This is a genomic window from Nitrososphaera sp. (assembly GCF_037447015.1).
In the GTDB taxonomy this organism is placed as follows: Archaea; Thermoproteota; Nitrososphaeria; order Nitrososphaerales; family Nitrososphaeraceae; genus Nitrososphaera.
In genome coordinates, this window is sequence record NZ_JBBIHK010000002.1 from 62,381 (window position 1) to 83,643 (window position 21,263).

General features: G+C 58.1%; 18 protein-coding genes. 12 read left to right on the top strand and 6 right to left on the bottom strand.

All coding sequences use genetic code 11. The annotated features are described in order from the left end of the window. Positions 1-42: 42 nt before the first annotated feature. The gene (locus tag WKI84_RS01325) at positions 43-1,389 is read right to left on the bottom strand and encodes an AAA family ATPase (protein WP_337861711.1); all 1,347 of its coding nucleotides are present in this window, start codon (positions 1,387-1,389) and stop codon (positions 43-45) included. A gap of 94 nt (positions 1,390-1,483) precedes the next feature. Between WKI84_RS01325 and WKI84_RS01330 the strand changes: the two genes are divergently transcribed. Both WKI84_RS01330 and WKI84_RS01335 read left to right on the top strand, forming a co-directional pair. Beyond that, positions 1,484-2,095 carry a hypothetical protein gene (locus WKI84_RS01330; protein ID WP_337861712.1) on the top strand — a complete coding sequence of 204 codons (612 nt, stop codon included), beginning with the start codon at positions 1,484-1,486 and terminating at the stop codon, positions 2,093-2,095. A 178-nt stretch (positions 2,096-2,273) separates the two neighbouring features. Next, positions 2,274-2,432 carry a hypothetical protein gene (locus WKI84_RS01335; RefSeq protein ID WP_337861713.1) on the top strand — a complete coding sequence of 53 codons (159 nt, stop codon included), beginning with the start codon at positions 2,274-2,276 and terminating at the stop codon, positions 2,430-2,432. A 91-nt stretch (positions 2,433-2,523) separates the two neighbouring features. On the opposite strand, the gene WKI84_RS01340 is transcribed toward WKI84_RS01335, so the two are convergent. Both WKI84_RS01340 and WKI84_RS01345 read right to left on the bottom strand, forming a co-directional pair. Then, on the bottom strand, positions 2,524-3,867 hold the full coding sequence (locus tag WKI84_RS01340; protein WP_337861714.1) for a serine hydroxymethyltransferase: 1,344 nt from the start codon (positions 3,865-3,867) through the stop codon (positions 2,524-2,526). Positions 3,868-3,926: 59 nt separating this feature from the next. Then, complete coding sequence (locus tag WKI84_RS01345; RefSeq protein WP_337861715.1) at positions 3,927-4,910, bottom strand: acetoin utilization protein AcuC; 984 nt, start codon at positions 4,908-4,910, stop codon at positions 3,927-3,929. Positions 4,911-4,982: 72 nt separating this feature from the next. On the opposite strand from WKI84_RS01345, the gene WKI84_RS01350 reads away from it, so the two are divergent. Continuing rightward, positions 4,983-5,588, top strand: a complete 606-nt coding sequence (locus WKI84_RS01350; RefSeq protein ID WP_337861716.1) for a riboflavin synthase — start codon at positions 4,983-4,985, stop codon at positions 5,586-5,588. Positions 5,589-5,737: 149 nt separating this feature from the next. On the opposite strand, the gene WKI84_RS01355 is transcribed toward WKI84_RS01350, so the two are convergent. Beyond that, positions 5,738-7,237 carry an ATP-binding protein gene (locus WKI84_RS01355; protein WP_337861717.1) on the bottom strand — a complete coding sequence of 500 codons (1,500 nt, stop codon included), beginning with the start codon at positions 7,235-7,237 and terminating at the stop codon, positions 5,738-5,740. Between the two features lie 723 nt (positions 7,238-7,960). On the opposite strand from WKI84_RS01355, the gene ribB reads away from it, so the two are divergent. From ribB to WKI84_RS01385, 6 genes are read left to right on the top strand one after another with little or no spacing between them, the layout of a single operon-like run. After that, the gene (ribB, locus tag WKI84_RS01360; RefSeq protein WP_337861718.1) at positions 7,961-8,653 is read left to right on the top strand and encodes a 3,4-dihydroxy-2-butanone-4-phosphate synthase; all 693 of its coding nucleotides are present in this window, start codon (positions 7,961-7,963) and stop codon (positions 8,651-8,653) included. Positions 8,654-8,672: 19 nt separating this feature from the next. Next, the gene (gene ribH, locus WKI84_RS01365; protein WP_337861719.1) at positions 8,673-9,227 is read left to right on the top strand and encodes a 6,7-dimethyl-8-ribityllumazine synthase; all 555 of its coding nucleotides are present in this window, start codon (positions 8,673-8,675) and stop codon (positions 9,225-9,227) included. After that, on the top strand, positions 9,205-9,972 hold the full coding sequence (locus WKI84_RS01370; protein ID WP_337861720.1) for a GTP cyclohydrolase IIa: 768 nt from the start codon (positions 9,205-9,207) through the stop codon (positions 9,970-9,972). Before ribH ends, WKI84_RS01370 begins: the two co-directional genes overlap by 23 nt. Before the next feature lie 10 nt (positions 9,973-9,982). Continuing rightward, a complete protein-coding gene (locus tag WKI84_RS01375) occupies positions 9,983-11,257 on the top strand; it encodes an amidohydrolase family protein (RefSeq protein WP_337861721.1) in 1,275 nt (424 codons plus the stop codon). Positions 11,258-11,264: 7 nt separating this feature from the next. Further along, on the top strand, positions 11,265-12,002 hold the full coding sequence (locus WKI84_RS01380) for a 2,5-diamino-6-(ribosylamino)-4(3H)-pyrimidinone 5'-phosphate reductase (protein WP_337861722.1): 738 nt from the start codon (positions 11,265-11,267) through the stop codon (positions 12,000-12,002). 4 nt (positions 12,003-12,006) lie between these two features. Next, entirely contained in the window at positions 12,007-14,769 is a 2,763-nt protein-coding gene (locus tag WKI84_RS01385; protein WP_337861723.1) for a helicase HerA-like domain-containing protein, read from the top strand. A gap of 18 nt (positions 14,770-14,787) precedes the next feature. Here the strand turns inward: WKI84_RS01385 and WKI84_RS01390 are convergent, their stop codons facing one another. Then, positions 14,788-15,048: a hypothetical protein gene (locus tag WKI84_RS01390; RefSeq protein ID WP_337861724.1), complete on the bottom strand. Its 261-nt coding sequence runs from the start codon at positions 15,046-15,048 to the stop codon at positions 14,788-14,790. A gap of 89 nt (positions 15,049-15,137) precedes the next feature. On the opposite strand from WKI84_RS01390, the gene WKI84_RS01395 reads away from it, so the two are divergent. Beyond that, the gene (locus tag WKI84_RS01395; protein WP_337861725.1) at positions 15,138-16,712 is read left to right on the top strand and encodes an aldehyde dehydrogenase family protein; all 1,575 of its coding nucleotides are present in this window, start codon (positions 15,138-15,140) and stop codon (positions 16,710-16,712) included. A 9-nt stretch (positions 16,713-16,721) separates the two neighbouring features. On the opposite strand, the gene WKI84_RS01400 is transcribed toward WKI84_RS01395, so the two are convergent. Beyond that, positions 16,722-17,714: a proline dehydrogenase family protein gene (locus WKI84_RS01400; RefSeq protein WP_337861726.1), complete on the bottom strand. Its 993-nt coding sequence runs from the start codon at positions 17,712-17,714 to the stop codon at positions 16,722-16,724. A 69-nt stretch (positions 17,715-17,783) separates the two neighbouring features. Here WKI84_RS01400 and WKI84_RS01405 point away from each other — a divergent pair, with 69 nt between their 5' ends. Both WKI84_RS01405 and WKI84_RS01410 read left to right on the top strand, forming a co-directional pair. Continuing rightward, positions 17,784-18,680: an inositol monophosphatase family protein gene (locus WKI84_RS01405; protein ID WP_337861727.1), complete on the top strand. Its 897-nt coding sequence runs from the start codon at positions 17,784-17,786 to the stop codon at positions 18,678-18,680. Between the two features lie 328 nt (positions 18,681-19,008). Next, positions 19,009-21,237: a hypothetical protein gene (locus WKI84_RS01410; protein WP_337861728.1), complete on the top strand. Its 2,229-nt coding sequence runs from the start codon at positions 19,009-19,011 to the stop codon at positions 21,235-21,237. Positions 21,238-21,263 lie beyond the last annotated feature (26 nt).

A 21,263-nucleotide genomic window follows, 5' to 3' on the forward strand; every position in this document is an offset into this window, starting at 1 on the left:
AAGACGCCGAGGGCCAGCTTTGGAGACGTTGCCAAACGCAAATCATGCCCCGACAAAATCCGCCCACCACCGCCTCTCACTCTCGAGCATCTCCTTTGCGCGCCGGCGCTCGTACTCGCCGACGTACTGGTTCTCCGATTCTTCTTTGAACCGCTTCATGCGCGCCCCGTGCTCCTGCCTTTCCTTTTCCGCCTCCATCCACAGCCCCGGAAAGCTGCGCATGAAAGCGTCCGGCGCCGCCGCCAGCCTGTACTGGCGCCCAAACCCTCCCCTGCCCTTCGAGCCTGCATGCGACTCGGCAAGCCCGAGGCTGACAAGCTCGCCCAAAAGCTCGGCCACGCGCCTGTAGCCGAGCCGCTCGCTGTCCACATCGTTTTGCAGGAAAAAGCTGTGATAGTGCCTGTACACAGCCGACGTGGAGTACCAGCCCGGGCCGCCAAGCATGGTCGCCCGCACAAGCTCCCTGCACACCGCCATCAGGTGGAACGACGCGCCGGCAAGCGCGGCCTCCACCCTGTCCTTTTGCAGCCGGGCAGACGCCATGTCGACGTGCTTTTTATCAATCCCCCCATTGCCGGCCGGCCCCGCAATTTCTGCCGCCGCCTTCAGCAGGTCGATGGCCCTGCGCGCGTCGCCAAACTCGTCGGCGGACAGGCGCGCGCAGTACTCCATCACCCCGTCGTCCACGGGCTCTGCAAAAGCCGCGGCCGCCCTGTCCTTCAGTATGGCAAGGATGTCCTGCTTGCTGTACGCCCCAAAGTAGATCTCTGGCGCCGACCCTATCCTGGACCTCAGCCTCTCGTCCAGCTCTGAAGGGCTGTTTGCGATGGCGACGATGCAGACCATCCTGCCCTCCTGCCGCAGCCGCTCCTGCTCTGCAAGGAGCCTGTAGACAAAGTCCGACGCCCTGCCCCGCCTGTCGGAAAAGAGCGAGTCAAACTCGTCGAGCACGAGGACGAAAGGGGCTCCATGGGACGCCAGCTTTTCCATTCTCTCTACTATCCTATGCAGCACGATGGAAGTGCTTTGCCCGTTCCCTGCCGCCTCCCCTCCGCCAAGCTCTTCTAAGATGAGACTAGCGCACCCGAAAACAGTCCTCGCCTTTCGCAGGTTGACCATCCTGTACGCGACTGGCAGGCGCTCGCAGACGAATTTCACGACGGTAGACTTGCCCGAGCCGGTACGGCCGTAGACAAAGACAAAGGGGGCGACGTAGCCCCTGCAGCCGGCAAGCGCCCTCACAAGCTCGCCGGCCTTGTCCTCCCTCCCGGCAGGCGGCTGGCCTGCAGCCTGGGGAAGCGAGCCGTCCAGCTTTTTCTTGTCTGCAAACAGCGCGTTTTCCCGCGCGGCCTCCTGCACCATCCGCTCGATGTCGTTCCCGCTCACCACGGCGCTCTTCTTTTTATTACAATCACGCAACAGGATAAAAGAAGTAAAGTAGTGGTTTCGATCAGGTTATACAGCACACGCTCCTGATAGCAAGGTGATGGAAATCGACGTGTCCGGCGACCGGATAAGGCTGGACAAGGAGCTGAACGACCTTGACAGGCTCGTCCTTGATTTCGTACGCATCCTGGACAGAAACTCGATAAAGTATGCGATCGTCTCGGCCTACGTTTCCATTCTCTTTGGGAGGAGCCGGTCGTCAGAAGATGTCGACATCATAGTGGAGGAGATGCCGGAGGCCAGATTCCTGGCCCTTTGGGAAGAGGCATCAAAGAAGAAGTTTGACTGCCTGGTTCCAGACAACCCTGAAAGCGCCTACAGGAATTACCTTGCAGCTGGCGCGCCGCTGCGCTTTGCCAGAAAAGGCGAGTTCGTGCCCAACGTAGAGATCAAGTTCCCTGCGGTCAGGGAGATAGATAGCTGGGTACTGGACAAAAGCAGGCAGGTCCTGCTGAATGGCAAAACCATCCGGATCTCCCCTATCGAGCTGCAGATAGCCTACAAGCTTTTTCTTTCCACCGATAAAGACATAGAGGAGGATGCCCGACACCTTTACAAGCTGTTCAAGGAAAAGCTCGATAAGGACATGCTCCAAGGTTTTCTGAAGAAACTTGATAAGCAGGGCGGCTTTAACAAGTACCTGGCGTGACAGAGGAACTCCCCGATATAGACCTGGAAGAGCTTGCCAAGTTCAAGGAGAGGAACTTTCGGGAGAGGCTTGAATTTCAGGACATGTACGTGGAGTGAGTGGCTAAAAAGGACGGGCAACGTCAAGTGGAGCGCGGCCCAGAAATCCCTCATCAACAGAAAATCAGGTTCCAAAAGTGATGATGGTGATGGCTAGCATGAAGATCCGGCCGAACCAGCCCTGCCCGCCTGGTGGAACCTGCAAGAGCAGGATCAAAGCCGGCGAGCCCGTCGGCCGTGCAGAACATCGCAGGATTATCGCGGAGCTGGACGAGCTTCGCAGCAGCAGGTGGCGCTAAGCTTCTCTTCTCCCGCCGCACCTTGCCCTGCCGGGGCTGGAGGTTGCATAAAAGAACAATTATTTGCAGCGTTTTCCACTGGAAACGCGCGCTAGCGGTTGTTGCCGCCGACCAGGCTTATGTACTCGTACGCGCCCACGGCGTTGTCAAACGCGTACTGCACCTTCTGGAACTGCCTGCGAAAGTCGGCCACGTCCCTTGCCACCCTTGCAGTGTCCTGCCTGTCCACCACGACGCGCTTGATGAAATCTGCGACCTCTTTCATCTCGCTCTCCTTCATGCCAAGCCGCGTTATCTCGGGCACGCCTATCCTGACGCCTCCGGGGTGCATGTAGTGCCTGCCGGCCTTGATGTCGCCCGGCAGCAGCTGCCTGTTGAGTATGATGCCGGCTTTCTCCAGCTCTTTTTCGATGGTGCCGCCGTCGCCGAATTTCGTCACGTCGACTGCAATCTGGTGCGACATCGTGTACCCCCTCTTTTCGCCAAGCACGCCAAACCCGTACCCTGCCAGAGCCTCTGCAAGCGCCCTGGCGTTTTTGATGACCTGCCTTGCGTATTCTCTGCCGAATTCAAGCGACTCTGCAAGAGCTATCGCCTTGCCTGCCACGTGGTGCAGGTGGTGGCTGGACGTGTTGCCGGGGAATATGCCCTTCTTGATGGCTTCGGCGTGCTTTTCGTACGACACTATTATGCCCCCCTGCGGCCCCCACAGCGTCTTGTGGCTGCTCATGGTCATCGAGTCTGCCCCCTCGCGCAGCGGGTCCTGAAACTCGCCCCCTGCTATCAGGCCGGCCACGTGCGCGCCGTCATAGTTGACGTACATGCCGTGGTCGTGCATAAAGCCGGCCAGCTCCTTGACCGGGTGCGGGAACAGGAACAGCGACCCGCCAAACATGCCCATCCTGGGCGCCCTGCCCTCCCGGGCCATGTCCTCTATCTTTTTCTTGGTCGCGTCCACGTCGATGGTCATCTCCTCCTTGGTAAAGGGGTAGTGCTCTATGTTGAGCCCGTGCACGAGGCCGGCGGTGCCTGCGTGCTCTTTTTTGCCGTGCGAGATGTGTCCGCCTGACGGGATGGAGGCGGCCATCATCCAGTCGCCCGGGTTTGAAAACGCTGCATAGATGGCGAGGTTTGCCACGACGCCCGACGTGGCCCGGCAGTCTGCAAACTCGGACCGGAACACCCTGCGGGCAAGGTCGTTGCAGATGAGCTCCACCTGGTCGATGTAGATGCAGCCGGCGTAAACGCGCTCGCCCGGCCAGCCCTCCGCGTAGCGGTTCCCAAAGTCGGACATGATGGCCTCCCTTACTGCGGGGCTCGGTATGTTCTCGCTTGCGATGAGAGGTATCGAGCGGTTGAACCACTCGTGGTGCTCCTTCATCAGCCTGAGGACGTCGTTATAAGCTTGCCTTGGAGTGCTGCTGCCGGTCGTCATGATGTGTTATCTCTCTGGTTCCACTCTGCCGGCCAGACCTTAATAGTATATCGCTTTTTTCAATGGGGCGAAGAAGGAAAGGGAGAGGCAAACGCCTTTACCACCTCTGTCCACGCGCTGCCGATGTTGAACGGGTTGTAGCCCCCGCCGCCCAGCGCGATTATCCTGCCTGCGCAGTGCCTGTGGGCAAGCCTGTGCAGCGCGCCTGCCGCATGCGCATGAGCCTGCGCGCTGTACCGCAGGTCTGTTATCGGGTCGCCGGCAAGCCCGTCGGCGCCGCACTGCAGTATTATCAGCTCCGGCCTGCAGCCGTCGACAAACCGCTCCATCTCTGCAAAAGCTTCCAAAAACTCGGCGTCGCCGGCCCCAGCGCGGAGGGGCACGTTCAGTTTCGTCCCCTTTGCTGCGCCGGCGCCCGTCTCTGTGGAAAAGCCCGTGCCGGGGTAGATCCCCTGCTGGTGCACGTCTGCAAAGAACAGCTCGGGGTCGCTTTCAAACTCGTAAAAGACGCCGTCGCCGTGGTGCGCGTCGATGTCGACGTACGCTATCCTCCTTATCCGGTGTTTCTGGCGTGCCCGCATTACCGCGGCCCCGATGTCGTTAAAGACGCAGAACCCGCCTGCAGAGTCGCGCCGGGCGTGGTGCAGCCCAGCTATCGGGTTGAACGCGTGCTCCACCTTCCTGCCGAGCCTGTCTTTTCCCTCAATCACCATGTCGAGCGCGGCGAGGGTCGAGCCGACGACATACAGCGCGGCTTCAAACACCCCCCGGAACGACGGCGTGTCGCCCCTGTCAAGAGGTATGCTCCTGCACTGCCGCGACGCCATCTTGACAAACTCGACGTAATCCTTGTCGTGGAAAGACAGGATGTCCTGCTCGCTTGCCAGCTCGGGCTGCTCTATCAGGAAATTGGCATCGCGGCGCTCTGACTGGAGGCGCGACCAGAATGCGTGGATGCGCCTGTTGTTCCACGGGTGCGAGCTGCCAAAGCCGTACCGGGCCAGCTCGTCGCCGTACATGACGGCAGTGTTGCAGCAGCACACGCCATAATTTGCTTGGCAGGGACGGCAAATCAATCTTTTTATTCCAAGGGTTGCGCCTGTCATTTACAAGGAATGTTCACCGGCATCATAGAGGGGCTTGCACAGGTGGTGTCAGTAGGCAAGGCCAAGAAGAAAGGCGCCGACACCGTTATGCGGATAAAGCTTGGCAGCAAGATGGCCAGGGGGCTGAAGAAGGGCGACAGCGTCTGCATAAACGGCGCCTGCCTCACCGTTGCAGCTCTGTCAAAGGACACGGCGCAGTTTGAGATGGTGGCAGAGACCGTGCGCAGGACGTCGCTTGGCTCGGTCCGGCCCGGCGACAAGGTGAACGTCGAGCGCAGCATGAAGGTGGGCGACAGGCTGGAAGGGCACTTCGTCCTGGGCCACGTGGACGGCACGGCCACGATCCTGGAAAAGCAGGAGGGCCCGACAGAGACCAAGATGTGGTTCCAGCTCGACGACGCAAACGACCTTGCGCAGGCGCTTGTGGAAAAGGGCTCGGTGGCAGTCGACGGCATCAGCCTCACGGTGGTGGACGTGGACGGGCCGAAATTTTCGGTGTCGCTGATACCCCACACCCTTGCGATAACGTCGCTTGGGATAAAGGGCAAAGGAGATAAAGTAAACATCGAGACGGACGTGCTCAGCAAGTACGTGGCAAAAAGAAACGCGCAATAGAACAGGCCGTATTGAATTTTCGGTTGTTGGAATCCGTTATTGATTTTGGGTGCTAGCCATTCATGATCGAGGAGCGTGTCTGGTTACGGCACAGTAACCGAATCTGTTTCGCTTTCTTCTAATACAACTTGCATATTCTAAGCAATTTGCTATACCAGCATCAAGAATAGCCATATTGGTAAAATGGGTATTCCTCCTCTTACTTGCAATGTATTCTTTGAAAGAATCATTCCTTTAGCTTTATTTGTAGTCTTCTTGAAGTCAATTATGCCGTGCAGGTCATTTCTAGTAATATCCCCTGTGTACTTGACTTCACATGCCATTAGATGTTCTTTACCAAGTTTGGTAATAAAGTCAACCTCTCTGCCTTTTCCACTCCTCCAATAAAATAGGTAATTTTCATAATCAAAGAGCTGTTGCTGAGAACTATAATTAAATGCCAACCTTACCAAATGGTTCCCAACGATACTTTCGCATAATAAACCGGCATTCTGCTCATTGTTCAAAAACTCTTGACTGGCTGTGAATGGATCGGTACCGCTTATCCAACCACGTAACGCATGGAAAAAGAATGGATCATAAAAGTGGATTTTTTTGTCTTTCTGATATAATGGACCATTTCTTCCAACATCATAGAAATTCAAATAATATAATACAAAGCTGTCCTTGAGGCTGTCTGCATAATCGGCGATGGTATTATGGCTCGCAATATCGGTTCCTTGTTTGAGAGTATTCCATCCGACAGAATTGCCATATGCTTCAATAATTCTCCTCAGAATTTGCCGTAGATAGGTTTCCTTCTTGTTCCACCTAGTCAAATCTCCTAAGACGATGTCAACATAAGTACGGTAAACTCCCTCCGTCAGGTTTCCTGTTTTAACATACTCGTCTATCACTCTTGGAACACCTCCAGTGATCAGATACTCGTTGAATAACTTGGTCAGCTCTTTGCTGTATAATGAAAGTCCCTTTATTTTCTCTGGAATTTCACCGTTGAGTATCTCGTTTATGGCTTTTTTCCTATCAATTGTATGAAGTAAGCCTATCTCGTCTATCATTTTGGCCAAATCACCATTCCTAGTTTCTACATACTCAACAAATTTCATCGGTACCAATATCTTATCAGGAACATCATCTAATACGCCTCTCCTACCCGGAAGTTTTTCGTATGCTTTCTTGATATCTAATGAATGGGAACCTGTCAAAATGATGCTCGTATTGGTGAGCCTGCCAGTATCAAAGAGATGTTTTATGCCTCTTTGCCAATCTCTAATGGATGAAACTTCATCCAAGAAAAGATACGCCCTATCTTTTTTTCTTGGTCTGTATGTATCTAAATAAGCATTGACAATATTTACCAATCCTGCCGGGGTATCAACCAGATCACAAGTGTAATAGAATATCCTGCGCGGGTCGATTTGTTTTTTTAAAAGTTCTCTAATTAACATCTTTAAGAAAGTGGTCTTGCCAACCTGTCTTGGACCTCTAAGAGTATAAACAGTGTCTTTGTCGAAATTGAATTTATAATAAATTCTAGGCAGCCAACGTATCTGCGAAGTTTCAAGTGTGAGTAAATGTTTATCCTGTTTGATTCCGTCTTTATTTTTCCACCACGGATTTTGACTTACAAGTTCGATGGCAGTTGCCACAGGTTAGGTATCTATAAGGTCTTTATAAATTAGCTGTCAATGTATTGACAAGCTCTTTATAAACAGCTTGGCATTTCATCGACGCTGTCAAGTTGGCTGCGCATTTTCATGTTTCCAGCAGGATGTTAACTTGCGGCTGTCTTTCGCGCAGGTAAAAGAGGGGGGGAGGAAAAGGGCCCCTGCTGCATCTAGGCAGCCCAAAGTAGTCAATCGTCACATGATCCGCAAGTTAACGCCCCCGGCTGGCCGGGGCGAAATCAGCAGCCAAGTTAACAGCGTCATATAGACCTCTGCGCGAAATAGCGGATCATGAGCTAGAACAAGAACGACAATTACGTGCTAGTGCAGCAGAGAGGGAGAAAAAAGCCAAGGGGTATGTCATGTATGGATGACTACCACCTAAAGATGCAAGAACTAGAAGAGCTTAGAGAAGCGGTCAAAATTAAAAGGCTAAACACAGCTATTGAAGCACCTATCCTGCTCCATAGACCGGCTGATTCGATACTCAAACAAAAATGGCATTCAATTGCCAAATACTGAACAGCTACAAGACGCCGCCAAAAGAGCCAACACCTAATCGAACAAATATCTCGCCTATCTGCGCACAGTCCGCCAACCAAAATTCAACAACCAAAGAGAGCACCCGATAAAGGCAACACCACCACAAAACAGGTAAATACCATCTTTTTAGTAATCTTTTAATAACCAGGCGGCAAAGGCAGCATGTTGCTTGAACAGGCCATAGAGGCGCTCAAGGCCGGCAGGTTTGTGCTGGTCCACGACGACAGGGGGCGCGAAGACGAGATAGACATGGTGATTGCAGCCGAGCACGTCAGGCCAGAGCACGTCGCGGCGATGAGGATGGACGCCGGCGGGCTGCTCTGCCTTGCGATACCGGGCGAGGTCGCAGGCAAGCTCGGGCTTGCCTACATGCACGACATGATTGCCAGCATGGGCAAGGTCAACCCCGTCTTTACAAAACTGACGGAGGGCAGGGCCGCCTACGGCGACCGGCCGTCGTTTTCAATACCGGTCAACCACAGGTCGACCTTTACCGGCATCACCGACACGGATAGGGCACTGACGATATCAGAGATGGCCAGGGTCTGCAAATCCATCGACAGGGACGGCGTAGATTATTTTGCGAATAATTTCCGGGCTCCCGGCCACGTGCCGCTCCTGATAGCGGCAAAAGGCCTGCTTGCAGAGCGCAGGGGCCACACCGAGCTTTGCGTCTGCCTTCTAAGGCTGGCAGGCATGGTGCCTGCGGTCGCAATGTGCGAGATGATGGACTCGGCCACCCACAGGGCGCTCTCGATAGCCAGGGCGCAAGAGTACGCGCAGAGAGAGCGCATCCCGCTCGTCGAGGCAGCCGAGCTTGTACAGGCGTACGAGAAAAAGGCCAAGGCGGCATAGCAAGAAGAGGGATAGAGAGATGATGATCAGGCTAGCGCTGGTGGTTTCCGAGTTCAACCAAGAGGTCACGTACAGGATGCTGGAAAAAGCAAGGGAGCACGTGGAAAAGAAAAGGGGCGCGCAGGCAACCTACATCTTTTACGTGCCCGGCGCGTTTGACATGCCCCTTGCAGTCGAGCGTCTGCTGAAAAAGCGGGACGTGGACGCCGTCGTGACCCTGGGCGCGGTGATAAAGGGCGACACGCGCCACGACGACATTGTGGCCGAGAACGCGTCCCGGCTTATCTCCGACCTGTCTCTAAAGTACGGCAAGCCGGTGGCACTTGGCATCACCGGCCCGGGCATGACAGAAGAGCAGGCAATAGCCCGCCAGGAGGAGGTGCCTGTCCGCGCAGTAGACGCGGCGGTGAGCATGGTGGCGAGGCTGAGAAAGCTAGAAAAGCCAGCGGCCAGGGGAAGAAAAGCGGCAACTGCTGCTACTGCTACTGCTGCTACTGCTACTGCTGCTACTGCTACTGCTGCTACTGCCAGCAATACAATAGTGATCAACAATGATACAGCTGACAATAATTAGGATAGAAGGCTACGGGCCGTGGACGCTGACGCTTGGCTACGACAGGGAGGCGCAGCTGCAGATGCTGCAGGCGCGCATATACCACGACGTGCAGCGCCTGTTCGACGCGGCAGGCTGCATCGTCTACTTCAACCGCTTTGACGAGTATTTTGCGATAACGACGGGGTTGTCGGTGGAAGGCCACGCCAGGATACAGCAGGAGCTTGCCCGTTCGTACAAGGACCTGAAAATGTCGATGGCTATAGGGTCGGGCAAGAGCGCGCTCGAAGCAAGCCTGGCCGCGTACGAGGCAAGAAAGCAGGAAAAGTTTGCCGACGAGAGAGCACGGATATTCGGAGCGGCTGCCAACAATAATAGCAGCAGCCCGGGGCAGACGGCGGTGCAGATAATGCACATCGACGTTGACAGCTCGACCAAGCTGAGCGGCAGGGTGTCGCCCTACGAGATAACTGCGCTCGTGATGAAGCTGTACAGCAGGCTTGCTGACGAGTTCGTCAAGCTGGGCTCGCTGACCTTTTTCCTTGGAGGCGACAATTTCATGGTGATCGCCAACGGCGTGACAAAGGAGCAGGCCGACGCGGCCATCAAAGCCGCGACTGCCGGCATCGACATCAAGCTCAACTGCGGAATAGGCATAGGCGCGACGGGCAAAAAGGCGGCAGCGGCGGCGACCGAGGCCCTTGACACCATCCGCGACCTGCGAGACGAGGGCAAGGTCCAGACGATCTATGAGATACAAGCCTGATGATGGCCCGATGGCGACAAGAAAAACGACCACGACCAAAACGACAATAATAGAAAACGCAAGCATCCTCCTCGGCCCTGACCTGGAATACGTCGAGCGCGGCTTTATCGAGATAGAAGGCGGGCTGATAAAGAGCGCAGGCGCAGGCGGCATCGGCGGCAGCAGAAGAGAAGAAGCAAGGCGCCTTGATGCCGGCGGCTTTCTTGTTATGCCGGGTTTGATCAACGCACACACCCACATCGCCGACTCGATGGGCAAGGACATCGGCGCAGGCAGGAGGCTCGACGCGCGGGTGCACCCCGTCGTTGGGGCCAAAAAGGCGATACTTGAAAAGAGCCGGCCGGAGCATCTGGAGGCGCTCATGCGCAGCTCCGCCCTTTCGATGCTGCAAAAGGGCATCACCACCTTTTGCGACTTTCGGGAAGGCGGGCCGGAGGGCATCAGGATGCTGCGCAGGGCGGTAGCCGGCCTGCCGATAAAATGCGTCGCGCTCGGGCGCGCCGAGCACTATTATTATTATCACTCTTCTCAGGCGGATCGGCAGGGCGACAACGATCCTCTGCCGCAGCAGGCCGTCGCGCAGGCAGAGGAGGTGCTAAAGCTTGCAGACGGTCTGGGCATCAGCGGCGCAAACGAGAACACGGATGCCGCGCTCGTACAGTACGGCGAGCTTGCAGCTGCCAAGCTGGTGGCAATCCATGCGGCCGAGTCGAAAGAGACGGTCGAGCTCTCGCTTGCGCGCACTGGAAGGAGCGAGGTCGAGAGGGTGATGGAGCACCTGAAGCCCGACGTGGTGGTGCACATGACAAACGCCTCCGACAGCGACATCGCCCTCGTGGCCGGCAGGAATGCAGGAGTGGTGGTCTGCCCCCGCGCAAACGGCGTGCTGGGCGCCGGCGTGCCAAGGGTCGCAGACATGCTGGAGAAAGGCTGCCAAATAGCGATAGGCACGGACAACGTGATGCTCAACTCGCCAGACGTGTTCCGCGAGCTCGATTACATCTGGAAGGTGTCGCACGCGCAGGGCCGGTTCATAGAGCCACAGGAGCTTGTCAGGATGGCGACCGCAAACGCGGCCAGGATGCTTGGGCTCAACTCGGGTTTTATAGAGGCAGGCAGGGCGGCCGACCTCGTGTTCATCAGCAAGAGGCACGCAGACCTCTATCCGGTGCACGACCCGTACGCGGCAATAGTGCACAGGGCCAGCGCCGCCTCTGTTGCGGCCGTTATGGCAGGCGGCCACTGGTTCGTCGCCATGCCGCCGGGCGGCGGAGGGGGGCTTTGACCGCGCAATGCCGATGATGAAAGTGACGATAAGCGCGGCAATGACCGTCGACGGCAAGATATCGACTGCGGCCAGCGACTCGGCCCTCTCGTCAAGGCAGGACCTGCGGCGCGTCCACGCCCTGCGCGCAGCCTCCGACGCGGTCATGGTCGGCATCTCCACCGTGCTTGCAGACGACCCGCGGCTGACTGTGCGGCTTGCAAAAGGCAGGAACCCTGCCCGGATAATAGTCGACAGCACGTGCAGGACGCCGCCGCAATCCCGGATACTGAGGACTGCCAGAAAGATAAGGACGATAATCGCAGTCACAGAGAAGGCGCCGGCTGCAAACATTGTGGCGGCAGAGCGTGCCGGCGCGCAGGTGGTGACGATAAATTCGGGCGGCAAGGGCCAGGTCGACCTCAACGCGCTGTTTGCCCGGCTGGAAAAAGAAACGGGGTTTCGGAAAATCCTGGTGGAGGGGGGCGGGGAGCTGAACTGGTCGCTTCTGCGCCTCGGCCTGGCAGACGAGCTGGTAGTGACGGTCGCGCCCCGCATAGCAGGCGGCCGGCTTGCCACGACGCTTGTGGAAGGCGACGGCTTTGACGCCATGTCAGAGGGGATAAAATTGAAACTGATAGAGGCCGACTGCTTGGAAGAGACGGGCGAGGTCGTGCTCCATTACAGGGTGGCCCGCAATAGGCGGGGGAGAGGGGGAGATGGAGGAGGACTTTTTAACGCCTGCCGCGGGACAGAAAGTCGATAGAGAGATGTCCTCACCCTCCTCCTCATCCCACTCTTCACCTCCTCCTCCTTCCTCTTCCCTCCTGCGCATCGGCCAGTCGGAAGGCGGCCGCCCATTTGAGATAGACAGGCTGTCGCTGACAAAACACGCGGTAATCCTTGGCGCCACCGGCTCGGGCAAGACCGTGCTCTCAAAGGTGATGGTGGAGGAGGCCGCGCTGCAGGGCGTCCCGACGTTTGCCATCGACCCCAAGGGCGACATCGGCAACATGGCGTTCCGGTCGCCGGATTTCGACTTTTCAAGGTGGTCTGCAAAGGAGGCCGACGCGCTTGGCCAGGACAGGGCGCAGTACGCCAAACAGCTGCAAAAGACGTACCTTGAAAAGGCAAAAGAGTTTCTGGCAAAGCCGGAGGCTGCAGCGGCCAGGCTCGCAGGGATCCAGGTCAGGATATACACGCCCAAGTCGGCGGCCGGCCTGCCGGTGGGCATATCGCCGGACCTCTCGGCGCCAAGAGACTTTGCAGGGCTGATGAAGGAGCCAGACACAATGTCTGCCGCGGCCGACTTGCTAGACCTGACATCGTACGGCCTGCTCAGGCTCGCCGGCTACTCTGAAGGCGACAGGGACGAGGTGACGTTCATCTCGGCGCTGCTGGAAGACGCCTGGAAGGCAGGCCAGAGCCTCACCATCAGCGACATAATCAGGCGCGTCGAGAACCCGCCGATAAGCGCGGTGGGCTCGCTCCACGTGTCTGACGTGATATCCGACAGGGACAGGCGCAGGCTCGCAACCCGGATAAACCTGCTAATATCGGATCCCAAGATGAGGTCGTGGTCTGCAGCCCCGCCGCTAGACTTTGCAGAGATTTTTTCCAGCAAAGACGGGCGGCCGTCGATCAACGTGCTGGACCTGCGCAACATCCAGTCGGAGCAGGAAAAGCACCTGTTCGTAGAGCTCGTGCTCCAGCAGCTGTTCCAGTGGCTCATCAAGCAGGGGAGCGCCCAGACGCTCCGCTACCTCCTGTATTTTGACGAGATAGCCGGCTACTGCCCGCCTGTCAGGGAGCCCCCGTCGAAAAAGCTGCTTTTGCTCCTGATCAAGCAGGCCAGGGCCTTTGGCCTTGGGCTGGTGCTTGCCAGCCAGAACGCGGTCGACCTCGACTACAAGGTCATTTCAAACGCCAACGTCCGCTTTATAGGCAGACTGGGCGCGCAGCGCGACATACAGCGCGTCAGCGTCGGGCTCGAGCTCGACTCGTTTGCCGAGAAAGAGATCGCAAGGCTGAAGGCAGGCGAGTTCTTTTGCAACATCTTTGACCCGAAATTCCGGGGCGTGGTCAAGTCGAGGTGGACGCTGACCTACCACAGGGGGCCGCTTGAAAACAGCGAGATAGCCGAGCTTATGGAACCCTTCAAGGAAGAGCGGCAGGGGGCGGCTCCTGAAGCAAGGGAAGGAGGGGAAGAAGAAGAGGAAAAAACTGGCAAAGGGGGAGAGCCAGCGGCGGCGAGTATGCCTGCCGCAGCAGAGGGGCGAAATGTCGTCGCCGGCGCAGCAGAGCCAAAAAGCTACAGGGGGAGCGATTACCACAACTATGACAGCAGCAGCGGCGACGAGACCTTTACGCTTCTGGAAAAGAGGTTTGCGCCAGAGAAGCTGGCGTCTTTCATAAAGCTTGGCAACAACGTCAAGTCCGTGCAGGTGCTGTCAGTGGAGCAGGAAGAGGAGTTCCACCCCGTCTTTGGGCTTGCCGCGTCGGTGCACGAAAAAGCGTACGCAAAGCAGTCGCTTGAGAAGCTGGAAGAGCTGGCCGCTTTTGGCGGCCGGCTGGTGCCGGCAGGCGAGCTGCTGGCAGGCGTCGGGGAAGGAGGGGGCGGGGAGCCGGCGCCGCAGCGCCCCGTGCCTGCAAAGGCAAGGGAGGAGGCAGAAGGCTGGCACGGCGAGATCGAAAGGCGCGCAGCTGACCTGCAGCAGAAGCTGCGAGCCAGGTTCGACGTGATAATGGAGGAAAAGCGCAAGGAAAACGTCGAGGCCAAGTCTGAAAAGCCCCGGTCAAAAATCGCGGCCATCGACGCCAGCGCAGCCAGGCTGCAGGCCGCGCTCAACGCCGACATCGACGCCGTCAAGGCCGGCGAAAAGCTGTACAAAGAGCTGAAGAAGGAAAAGAAAAAGGCCCGGATGATGTCTGTCGAAAACAGGGTCGAGGCAAAAAAGCAAAAGGTGCTGGCGACCCGGCGCAGGATAGAGCAGCTGCACATTGACAGAAAGGCGCTGGAGGAAAAGCTGCGCCAGATAGAGAAGGAGGAAGACGAAAGGCTCCATGAAGCGCTTGCCAGGATAAAATCAGAGTCCAGCTTTTCGGTCCAGGGCTGGCTCGTCGAGACGATATACAGGGCAAGGGTCGTGATCAACGGTGGCAGGGAGCACTACGGCGACGTGAGGTGGAGCGCCTATACCGGGGAGGGGACGTGGGGCAGGTGCTCTGCCTGCTCTGTCGCGCTCCAGTCAGGCTCGGCGTGCAGCTGCGGCAACCTGATGTGCAACCATCACCTTGCCTACTGCAGGTCGTGCCTTGAGCCGGCCTGCGGCCTGCACCGGGCGCTCTGCCACGTATGCAACTCGACCTTTTGTGCCCGGCACAGCATCAAGTGCGAGCTGTGCGGCAAGAGCGCATGCACGGGCCACGGCGGCGTGTGCTCGGTGTGCAGCCGCAGGGCGTGCAGCGACTGCTCGCAGAAGAAGGGGCTCATAAGGCGCGAGCTTGTGTGCAAGTCCTGCCTTTCTTCCTAGTTAAATAAAAAAATAAAATCACGACGGCGAGCAGTCAGCAAACGTGCGCTCGCCGGTGCGCACCACTATGCAATCTCCTGCTGCCGCCCCCACCACCACCGTCCCCTCCCTCTCGGCCGCGCTCTGGCTCGCAGCTCCGCCGGTGGTGGTAGTAGTAGTCGTGGCGGCGCCGGGGCCGCTTGAAACTGCCGCGGCCAGAAAGCTTGCCACAAAGAACACGAGCGAGATGGCAATCATGAGGAATATCAGCAGACGCGACTTGTTGCTTGTGGCGCTCATATGATCGCTCTTACACAGTACTGGATGCAGGAGCCGTTACTAACCTTTTCTGATGGATTTTTAAGGTTCCTTGACGGAGGAAAGACGCGATGTTTGAAAACGAGCACACGCTCCGCCACTACATGGTGGAAAAGGCGGAAGGCCAGTTCCACGACAGGTACGCGCAGGCGCTGGAGCAGGCAAGGTCCGAGTTTGGCAGGAAGTACCCGATGGTGATAGGCGGCAAGCACGTCAAGGCGGCAAGCCATGCGCCGCACACGTCGCCCATCGACACCAGGATAGTGCTCGGGTACACGCCGGTAGGCACCGCCCGCCACGTCAGGCTCGCCATCGGTTCTGCGAAAAAGGCGTTTGAGGGGTGGGGCAGGGAGAAGGGCTGGCAGGAGCGAGTGCAGGTTTTCAGAAAGGCGGCAGACATCATGAGCGAGCGCAAGTTCGAGCTTGCCGCCTGGGTGTCGTACGAGAACGGCAAGAACAGGTACGAGGCGATAGGCGACGTCGACGAGGCCATAGATTTCGTGCGCTATTACGCCGAGGAGATGGAGCGCAACGCCGGCTTTGTGACAGAGATGAAGAGCGCGCAGCCCGGCGAAAAGAGCAGGAGCGTGTTAAAGCCGTACGGCGTCTGGGGCGTGATTGCCCCGTTCAACTTTCCGGCGGCCATACTGACCGGGATGACTACAGCCGCGCTGATAACGGGCAACACCGTCGTTTTAAAGCCGTCGAGCGACGCGCCGATAATTGCAAGCAAGATAGCAGGGATATTTGAAGAGGCCGGCGTGAGCGCCGGCGCGCTCAACGTCGTCTTTGGCTCTGGCGCGACCGTCGGCAACGAGCTCGTGCAGAGCAAGGACGTCTCGGGCATCGTTTTCACAGGCTCGCGCGAAGTGGGCTTCAAGATGTCGCAAGAGTTCGGCAAGGGCGGCAGGCCAAGGCCGCTGATAGCCGAGCTTGGCGGCAAGAACCCCGCTCTCGTGTCAGAGCACGCCGACCTCGATAAAGCGGTGGACGGCGTGCTAAAGGCGGCGTTTGGCTTTTCCGGCCAGAAATGCAGCGCCTGTTCCAGAGTATACGTCCACAAAAAAGTAAAGGACGAGTTCCTGCGCCGCCTTGCAGAAAAGGCCGGGCGCCTGCCTGTTGGGAACCCGCTTGAGCAGAACACCTTCATGGGGCCGCTGATAAACGAGGACGCCTACAAGAAGTACCAGCAGTACGCCCGGCTCGCAGACAGGGACGGCAAGGTGCTGGTGGGCGGCTATGTAAGGAAGGACGGCGAGCTGAAACACGGCTATTACGTCGAGCCGACGGTGGTAGCCGGCCTGCCAAAGAACCACAGGCTTTTCCGGGAAGAGCTGTTCGTGCCCATACTGTGCGTCGCAGAATACGAGAAATTCGACGACGCGCTAAAGATGTGCAACGACGCCGACTATGGGCTGACTGCGGGCATCTTTAGCAGGGACGAAAAGGAGGTCAAAAAGTTCCTCGACCACATAGAGGCCGGCGTGGTGTACGTGAACCGGCAGGCGAGCGCGACCACCGGCGCGATGGTCGGGTGCCAGCCGTTTGGAGGCTGGAAGGACTCGGGCACCACCGGCAAGGGGACTGGCGGGCCGCACTATCTCACGCAATTCATGCGCGAGCAGAGCCAGACAATTTCCGGGTGACAGCAAGATCTATTGCTGCACCAGCGAGCGCGCAAGCAACAGCAGGTTTCTTTTGCGCTCCCTTATCCTCCTGACGGAATAGGGGAGCCACTGGCTGCCGTAGGGGATGTATTCTGCGACCTGCAGGCCCCTGGAAACGAGGTGGGACTTTAGCTCGTCCCTTATGCCCATCAGCAGCTGGAACTCGATGTTGCCGGATGGGCGGAGGCTGGCGGCGTATTCGGCCAGCCTGTCGTCGTGCGTGGCGACTGCAAAAAAGTTGCCGCTCTTGGCGAGCATGTCAAGCAGGCGCAGGTAGTTCTGGTCGACTTCCTCCCGGGAGGAAAAAGCGTGCTCTTGCAGCTCGTGGTACGCCCCTTTGACCAGGCGCACCTTGCCGCCGTGCTCGATTATGTGCAGCAGGTCGGCGCCGCTGCGCCTCAGGTACGCCTGTATTGCGATCCCTATGTCTTTGTTCTTGGCGTCTTCTTCTTCTCCAAGCAGGCGCAGGTAGATTGTTATCGTGTCCTCGGTGAACCTGACCGACTCCATGTCTATCCACATGAACTGGCCCAGCTCGTGCGCCCTTGCAGCAAGCCTCTGAAAGTTCTTCAGGCACGCTTCATAGCCGATGGCAAGGCCAAGCTGCGTCGGCTTGACAGACACGCAGCCCCTCACGTTTTTCGCCTTTATCAGATCCATAAGGGAAAGATATTCGTCGACTGCGGCCTGCACCTGCGCCTCCTCTACAGCGTCCTCGCCGAGGTAGTTGAGGATGGCAGACATGCCCCGGCTGTTGGCGCCAAGGGCCGCCGAGATGGCGTCCTGCGCGCTGTAGCCGGCGACCCACTTTTTTGCCACCCTGAACAGCAGCCGCTCCGTCAGGCTGGAATCATAGCTTGGAGAATGGGGATGATGGTGATGTTGTTGCTGTTGCTGTTGGTTGTGGTGGCCTGCCGTCGCCGCAGGGGCGGCATCAGCATCAGAAGAAGAAGCAGTAGCGTTGGAAGCAGGCTCTGCCAACAGGTACACTTGGCGCTTCGATGATATAAAATAATATTTAACAGGCAGGGGCGCACAGGTGCTCCGGCAATGACTGTTGCTACTACTACTGCTACTGCTGCCGGCGATCATGATGATGATGACGACGATGCGATGGCAGGCATCCTCAAAGAGGCGTGCCTGCTGGTGCGCGCCCGCACAAAAGGCATGGCCGGGACTGCTCGCGGGAGCAAGGAGATGGGCAGGACGGGCGCCGGCGGCGACGTTTCGAGGAAGATCGACCTTGCGGCAGAAAAGGCGGTCATGGAGGTGCTGAGAAAGCACAAGGTCGGCGCAACGGTGATCGGCGAAGAGTGCGGCGTTATCAGCAATGAAGGCAGCGGCTTTGTAGTCGTGGACGGCATCGACGGCACCACGAACGCGGTGCGCAGGGTACCCTTTTACTGCTGCTCGCTGGCGTACGCCACCGGGCCCAGGCTGAGCGCAGTAACTGACGCCGCGATAATAGACCTTGTAACAGGCGACCTCTACCACGCGTCCAGGCGCAGGGGCGCGTTCTGTAACGGCAGGAGGATCAGGACCAGAAAGAGCACGGAGAGCATGGTGATGGGGATCAACCTCTCCAAGATCGACGAACGGGCGGCAAGGCGCCTTGCCCCTGTCATAGCCCGCTCAGAGCACACCCGGCAGCTGGGCGCAACAGCTCTGGAGATGTGCTACGTGGCGTCAGGGCGGCTCGACGCGTTTATCGACGTGAGGGGCAAGGCAAGGATAACCGATATTGCCGCCGCCTGCCTGATAGTGGAGGAGGCCGGCGGCGTGGTCTGCTCTCCAAGCGCCGGTGACGACGACGGCTCCGCTCTCGACGCCGACCTGGATATCAAAACGCGAGTCTCGCTCATAGCCGCCGGGAGCAAAAAGATATTCCGGCGGCTGTGGCCTGCCAAGCGTGGCGGCAGCACCAAACACTATGGCGCACAGCCATAAAGCTGCGACTGCCACCAAGCCCGCCGCATCACGACAATCTTCTGTCTGATTTTTACCTTTTTTGGTCACAGAATGCGCAAAGGGTATCCTGCATAAAGTTGATAGATATTCTTATTTTTTGAAAAAAATGAACACTAACAGAACAGTTCTATGGCAAGTGAACGAATTTGGCGTTGCAGTCAATAAATATCGTATCATATATAGTTTTATAAAAGGCGACCTCACGACTGCCATGCAGAAAAACAGCATTACTGATCCGACATCACCTATTACAGAAACGATACCAGAAACTACCTTTTATGAGGAGGAAATACCAGAAGAATATTCTATGATGGAAACATATGAGGAAGCAATCGCCGCGCAAGGCAATAGTGAAGGAGGGGAAGAGGCCACCACCACCACCGCTGCTGCTGGCACGGTTGCAATGGCGATGAGCATGCCAGAGATGGCTGCGCAGGTGGCGGCAGCAGCACCGCCGTCGCTTCCGACCCCGCAGCCAATCCCGATCCCCGCCAAGCCTGTGCCGGTCCCGATACCTCCAAAACCGATACCTATCCCCAAAAAGCCAATCCTCCTCCGCAACAGGGTGAGCGGGCGGTACAGGGGCAGGACCGGCCCGTTTGAGCTGGAGCTGAGGATAGATGTCGACGGCAGGAGGCCGACGATGAGGGTGAGCGGCGACTTTTACCAGATCAGCGGCAGCACCACCCTGTATTTCGGGTCGTTCGTGGTGCACCCGATCGCGGTGAGGAGGACGATCTCGACCGTGACGATAGAAGGCACGGGCACCTACACTTGGAGCGCCGGCGCGCCCAAGGTCAAGATCACGATACCGCGCACCCCCATTTTCAGGCCGCGGGCAGACGCCGTCCTGCAGTTCTACAGGCTCGACGACACGCCGGGCGCAAGCTACACGTGCTCGTTCGAGTCCGTCTACTTCCGCACGGTTCTCATCGAGACGGACTGCGTGGAAAACGTCACTCCGTTTTCCTCGTACAACACGGGCTCCCTCCCCTCGGGAGGCCCGGCACGCAACCTGTCCGTGGTCAGCAGCTACGCCGAGGCGGGGCTTGAATTCCAGGTGTCGGGCAGCGCAAACGTGATCCCGCTTGGCGAGGCGCAGGGGAACGCCAAGTGGAGCGACAGCGAGCTCCACGCGTCGATGGCGGCCCACTTTAGCCAGTGGAAGGAGGAGCCGCAGTGGAAGGTCTGGCTGCTGGCGGCCAACGAGCACGAGGAAGGGCCGGGGCTGTACGGCATAATGTTCGACTACCCCAACTTTGGCAGGCAGCGCCAGGGCTGCGCGACATTCCACAACGGGATCGGGGGCAACACCGCCGACAAGCTGCGCCTGCAGCTGTACACCTACGTGCACGAGCTGGGCCACTGCTTCAACCTGCTCCACTCGTGGCAGAAATCCTACGCAAACCCGCCTGTGCCCAACAGGCCAAACGCGCTCTCGTTCATGAACTACCCGTGGCGCTATCCCTCCGGGGGCGCGTCGGGATTCTGGAGCGCGTTTGCTTTCCAGTTCGACGACGAGGAGGTGGTGCACCTGCGCCACGCGTTCAGGAACAGCGTGATAATGGGCGGAAACGACTTTGTCGTGGGCTCGGCACTCACCGCGCTTGAAGACCCCGCGGCGTTCTCCACGCCGGTGAGCGACGAATCGGGCCTGCAGCTGGAGCTGAGGACGCAGGACTCGCGGCAGAGCTTTGCCATGGGCGAGCCGGTGGTGGTGGAGCTCAAGCTGAGCGCCACCGATACCCGGGGCAAGAGGGCGCACACGCTCCTGCATCCAAACTCGGGCTCGGTCCAGGTGGCGATACGCAAGCCGAGCGGACACGTGCAGATCTTTAAGCCGCTTGCGCAGCACTGCGCCATCCCGCAGGTCGTGACGCTGAACGAAAAGTACCCTTCGATATACGACAGCTCCTACATCGGGTACGGCAAGGACGGCTTTTACTTTGACCAGCAGGGCACCTACCTGATAAGGGCGGTGTACAGCGCACTCGACGGCTCGCAGGTCACGTCCAACATCCTGACGGTCAGGGTGCGCAGCAGCCAGTCTGCCGAGGACGACCAAGTGGCAGAGCTCCTCATGGGCCAGGAGCAGGGGATCCTGCTGTCGCTGCTCGGCTCCGACTCGCAGATGCTAAAGAGCGGGAACGAGGCGCTTGCCACGGTAGTGAAGGAGCACGGCAAGCACCCGCTTGCGGTGTATGCAAAGCTTGTGCAGGGGTACAACGAGGCGCGCAACTTCAAGACCGTGCTGTCTGACAACAGGCTGAGCGTGCGCAAGCCAAACCCCGAAAGGGCGGCAGAGCTGCTGACCCCCGTGATAGAGGACTCGGCAAGGGGCGCCGGCGTGGACAACATCACGCTGAACCAGACGATGCGCCAGCTGGCAGTGGGCCAGAAGGCGGCAGGCAGGGAGAAGCAGGCCGAGAACACCATAGAGCGCATGCTAAAGCTGTTCACAGGCAAGAACCTGAGGCCGCACGTCATGCAGACGATAGAGCTGCAGGCAAAGAGCGTGCTCGGCGGCATGAGATGAGGCCGTCCTCTCCTCCCCCTTTCTCT

Bases quoted from the DNA above. Each gene is read 5' to 3' on its own strand.
- WKI84_RS01335 (WP_337861713.1), top strand. From the start codon at position 2,274: ATGATGGTGATGGCTAGCATGAAGATCCGGCCGAACCAGCCCTGCCCG.
- WKI84_RS01340 (WP_337861714.1), bottom strand. From the start codon at position 3,867: ATGACGACCGGCAGCAGCACTCCAAGGCAAGCTTATAACGACGTCCTC.
- WKI84_RS01350 (WP_337861716.1), top strand. From the start codon at position 4,983: ATGTTCACCGGCATCATAGAGGGGCTTGCACAGGTGGTGTCAGTAGGC.
- ribB (WP_337861718.1), top strand. From the start codon at position 7,961: ATGTTGCTTGAACAGGCCATAGAGGCGCTCAAGGCCGGCAGGTTTGTG.
- ribH (WP_337861719.1), top strand. From the start codon at position 8,673: ATGATGATCAGGCTAGCGCTGGTGGTTTCCGAGTTCAACCAAGAGGTC.
- WKI84_RS01370 (WP_337861720.1), top strand. From the start codon at position 9,205: ATGATACAGCTGACAATAATTAGGATAGAAGGCTACGGGCCGTGGACG.
- WKI84_RS01375 (WP_337861721.1), top strand. From the start codon at position 9,983: ATGGCGACAAGAAAAACGACCACGACCAAAACGACAATAATAGAAAAC.
- WKI84_RS01380 (WP_337861722.1), top strand. From the start codon at position 11,265: ATGCCGATGATGAAAGTGACGATAAGCGCGGCAATGACCGTCGACGGC.
- WKI84_RS01385 (WP_337861723.1), top strand. From the start codon at position 12,007: ATGTCCTCACCCTCCTCCTCATCCCACTCTTCACCTCCTCCTCCTTCC.
- WKI84_RS01390 (WP_337861724.1), bottom strand. From the start codon at position 15,048: ATGAGCGCCACAAGCAACAAGTCGCGTCTGCTGATATTCCTCATGATT.
- WKI84_RS01395 (WP_337861725.1), top strand. From the start codon at position 15,138: ATGTTTGAAAACGAGCACACGCTCCGCCACTACATGGTGGAAAAGGCG.
- WKI84_RS01405 (WP_337861727.1), top strand. From the start codon at position 17,784: ATGACTGTTGCTACTACTACTGCTACTGCTGCCGGCGATCATGATGAT.
- WKI84_RS01410 (WP_337861728.1), top strand. From the start codon at position 19,009: ATGATGGAAACATATGAGGAAGCAATCGCCGCGCAAGGCAATAGTGAA.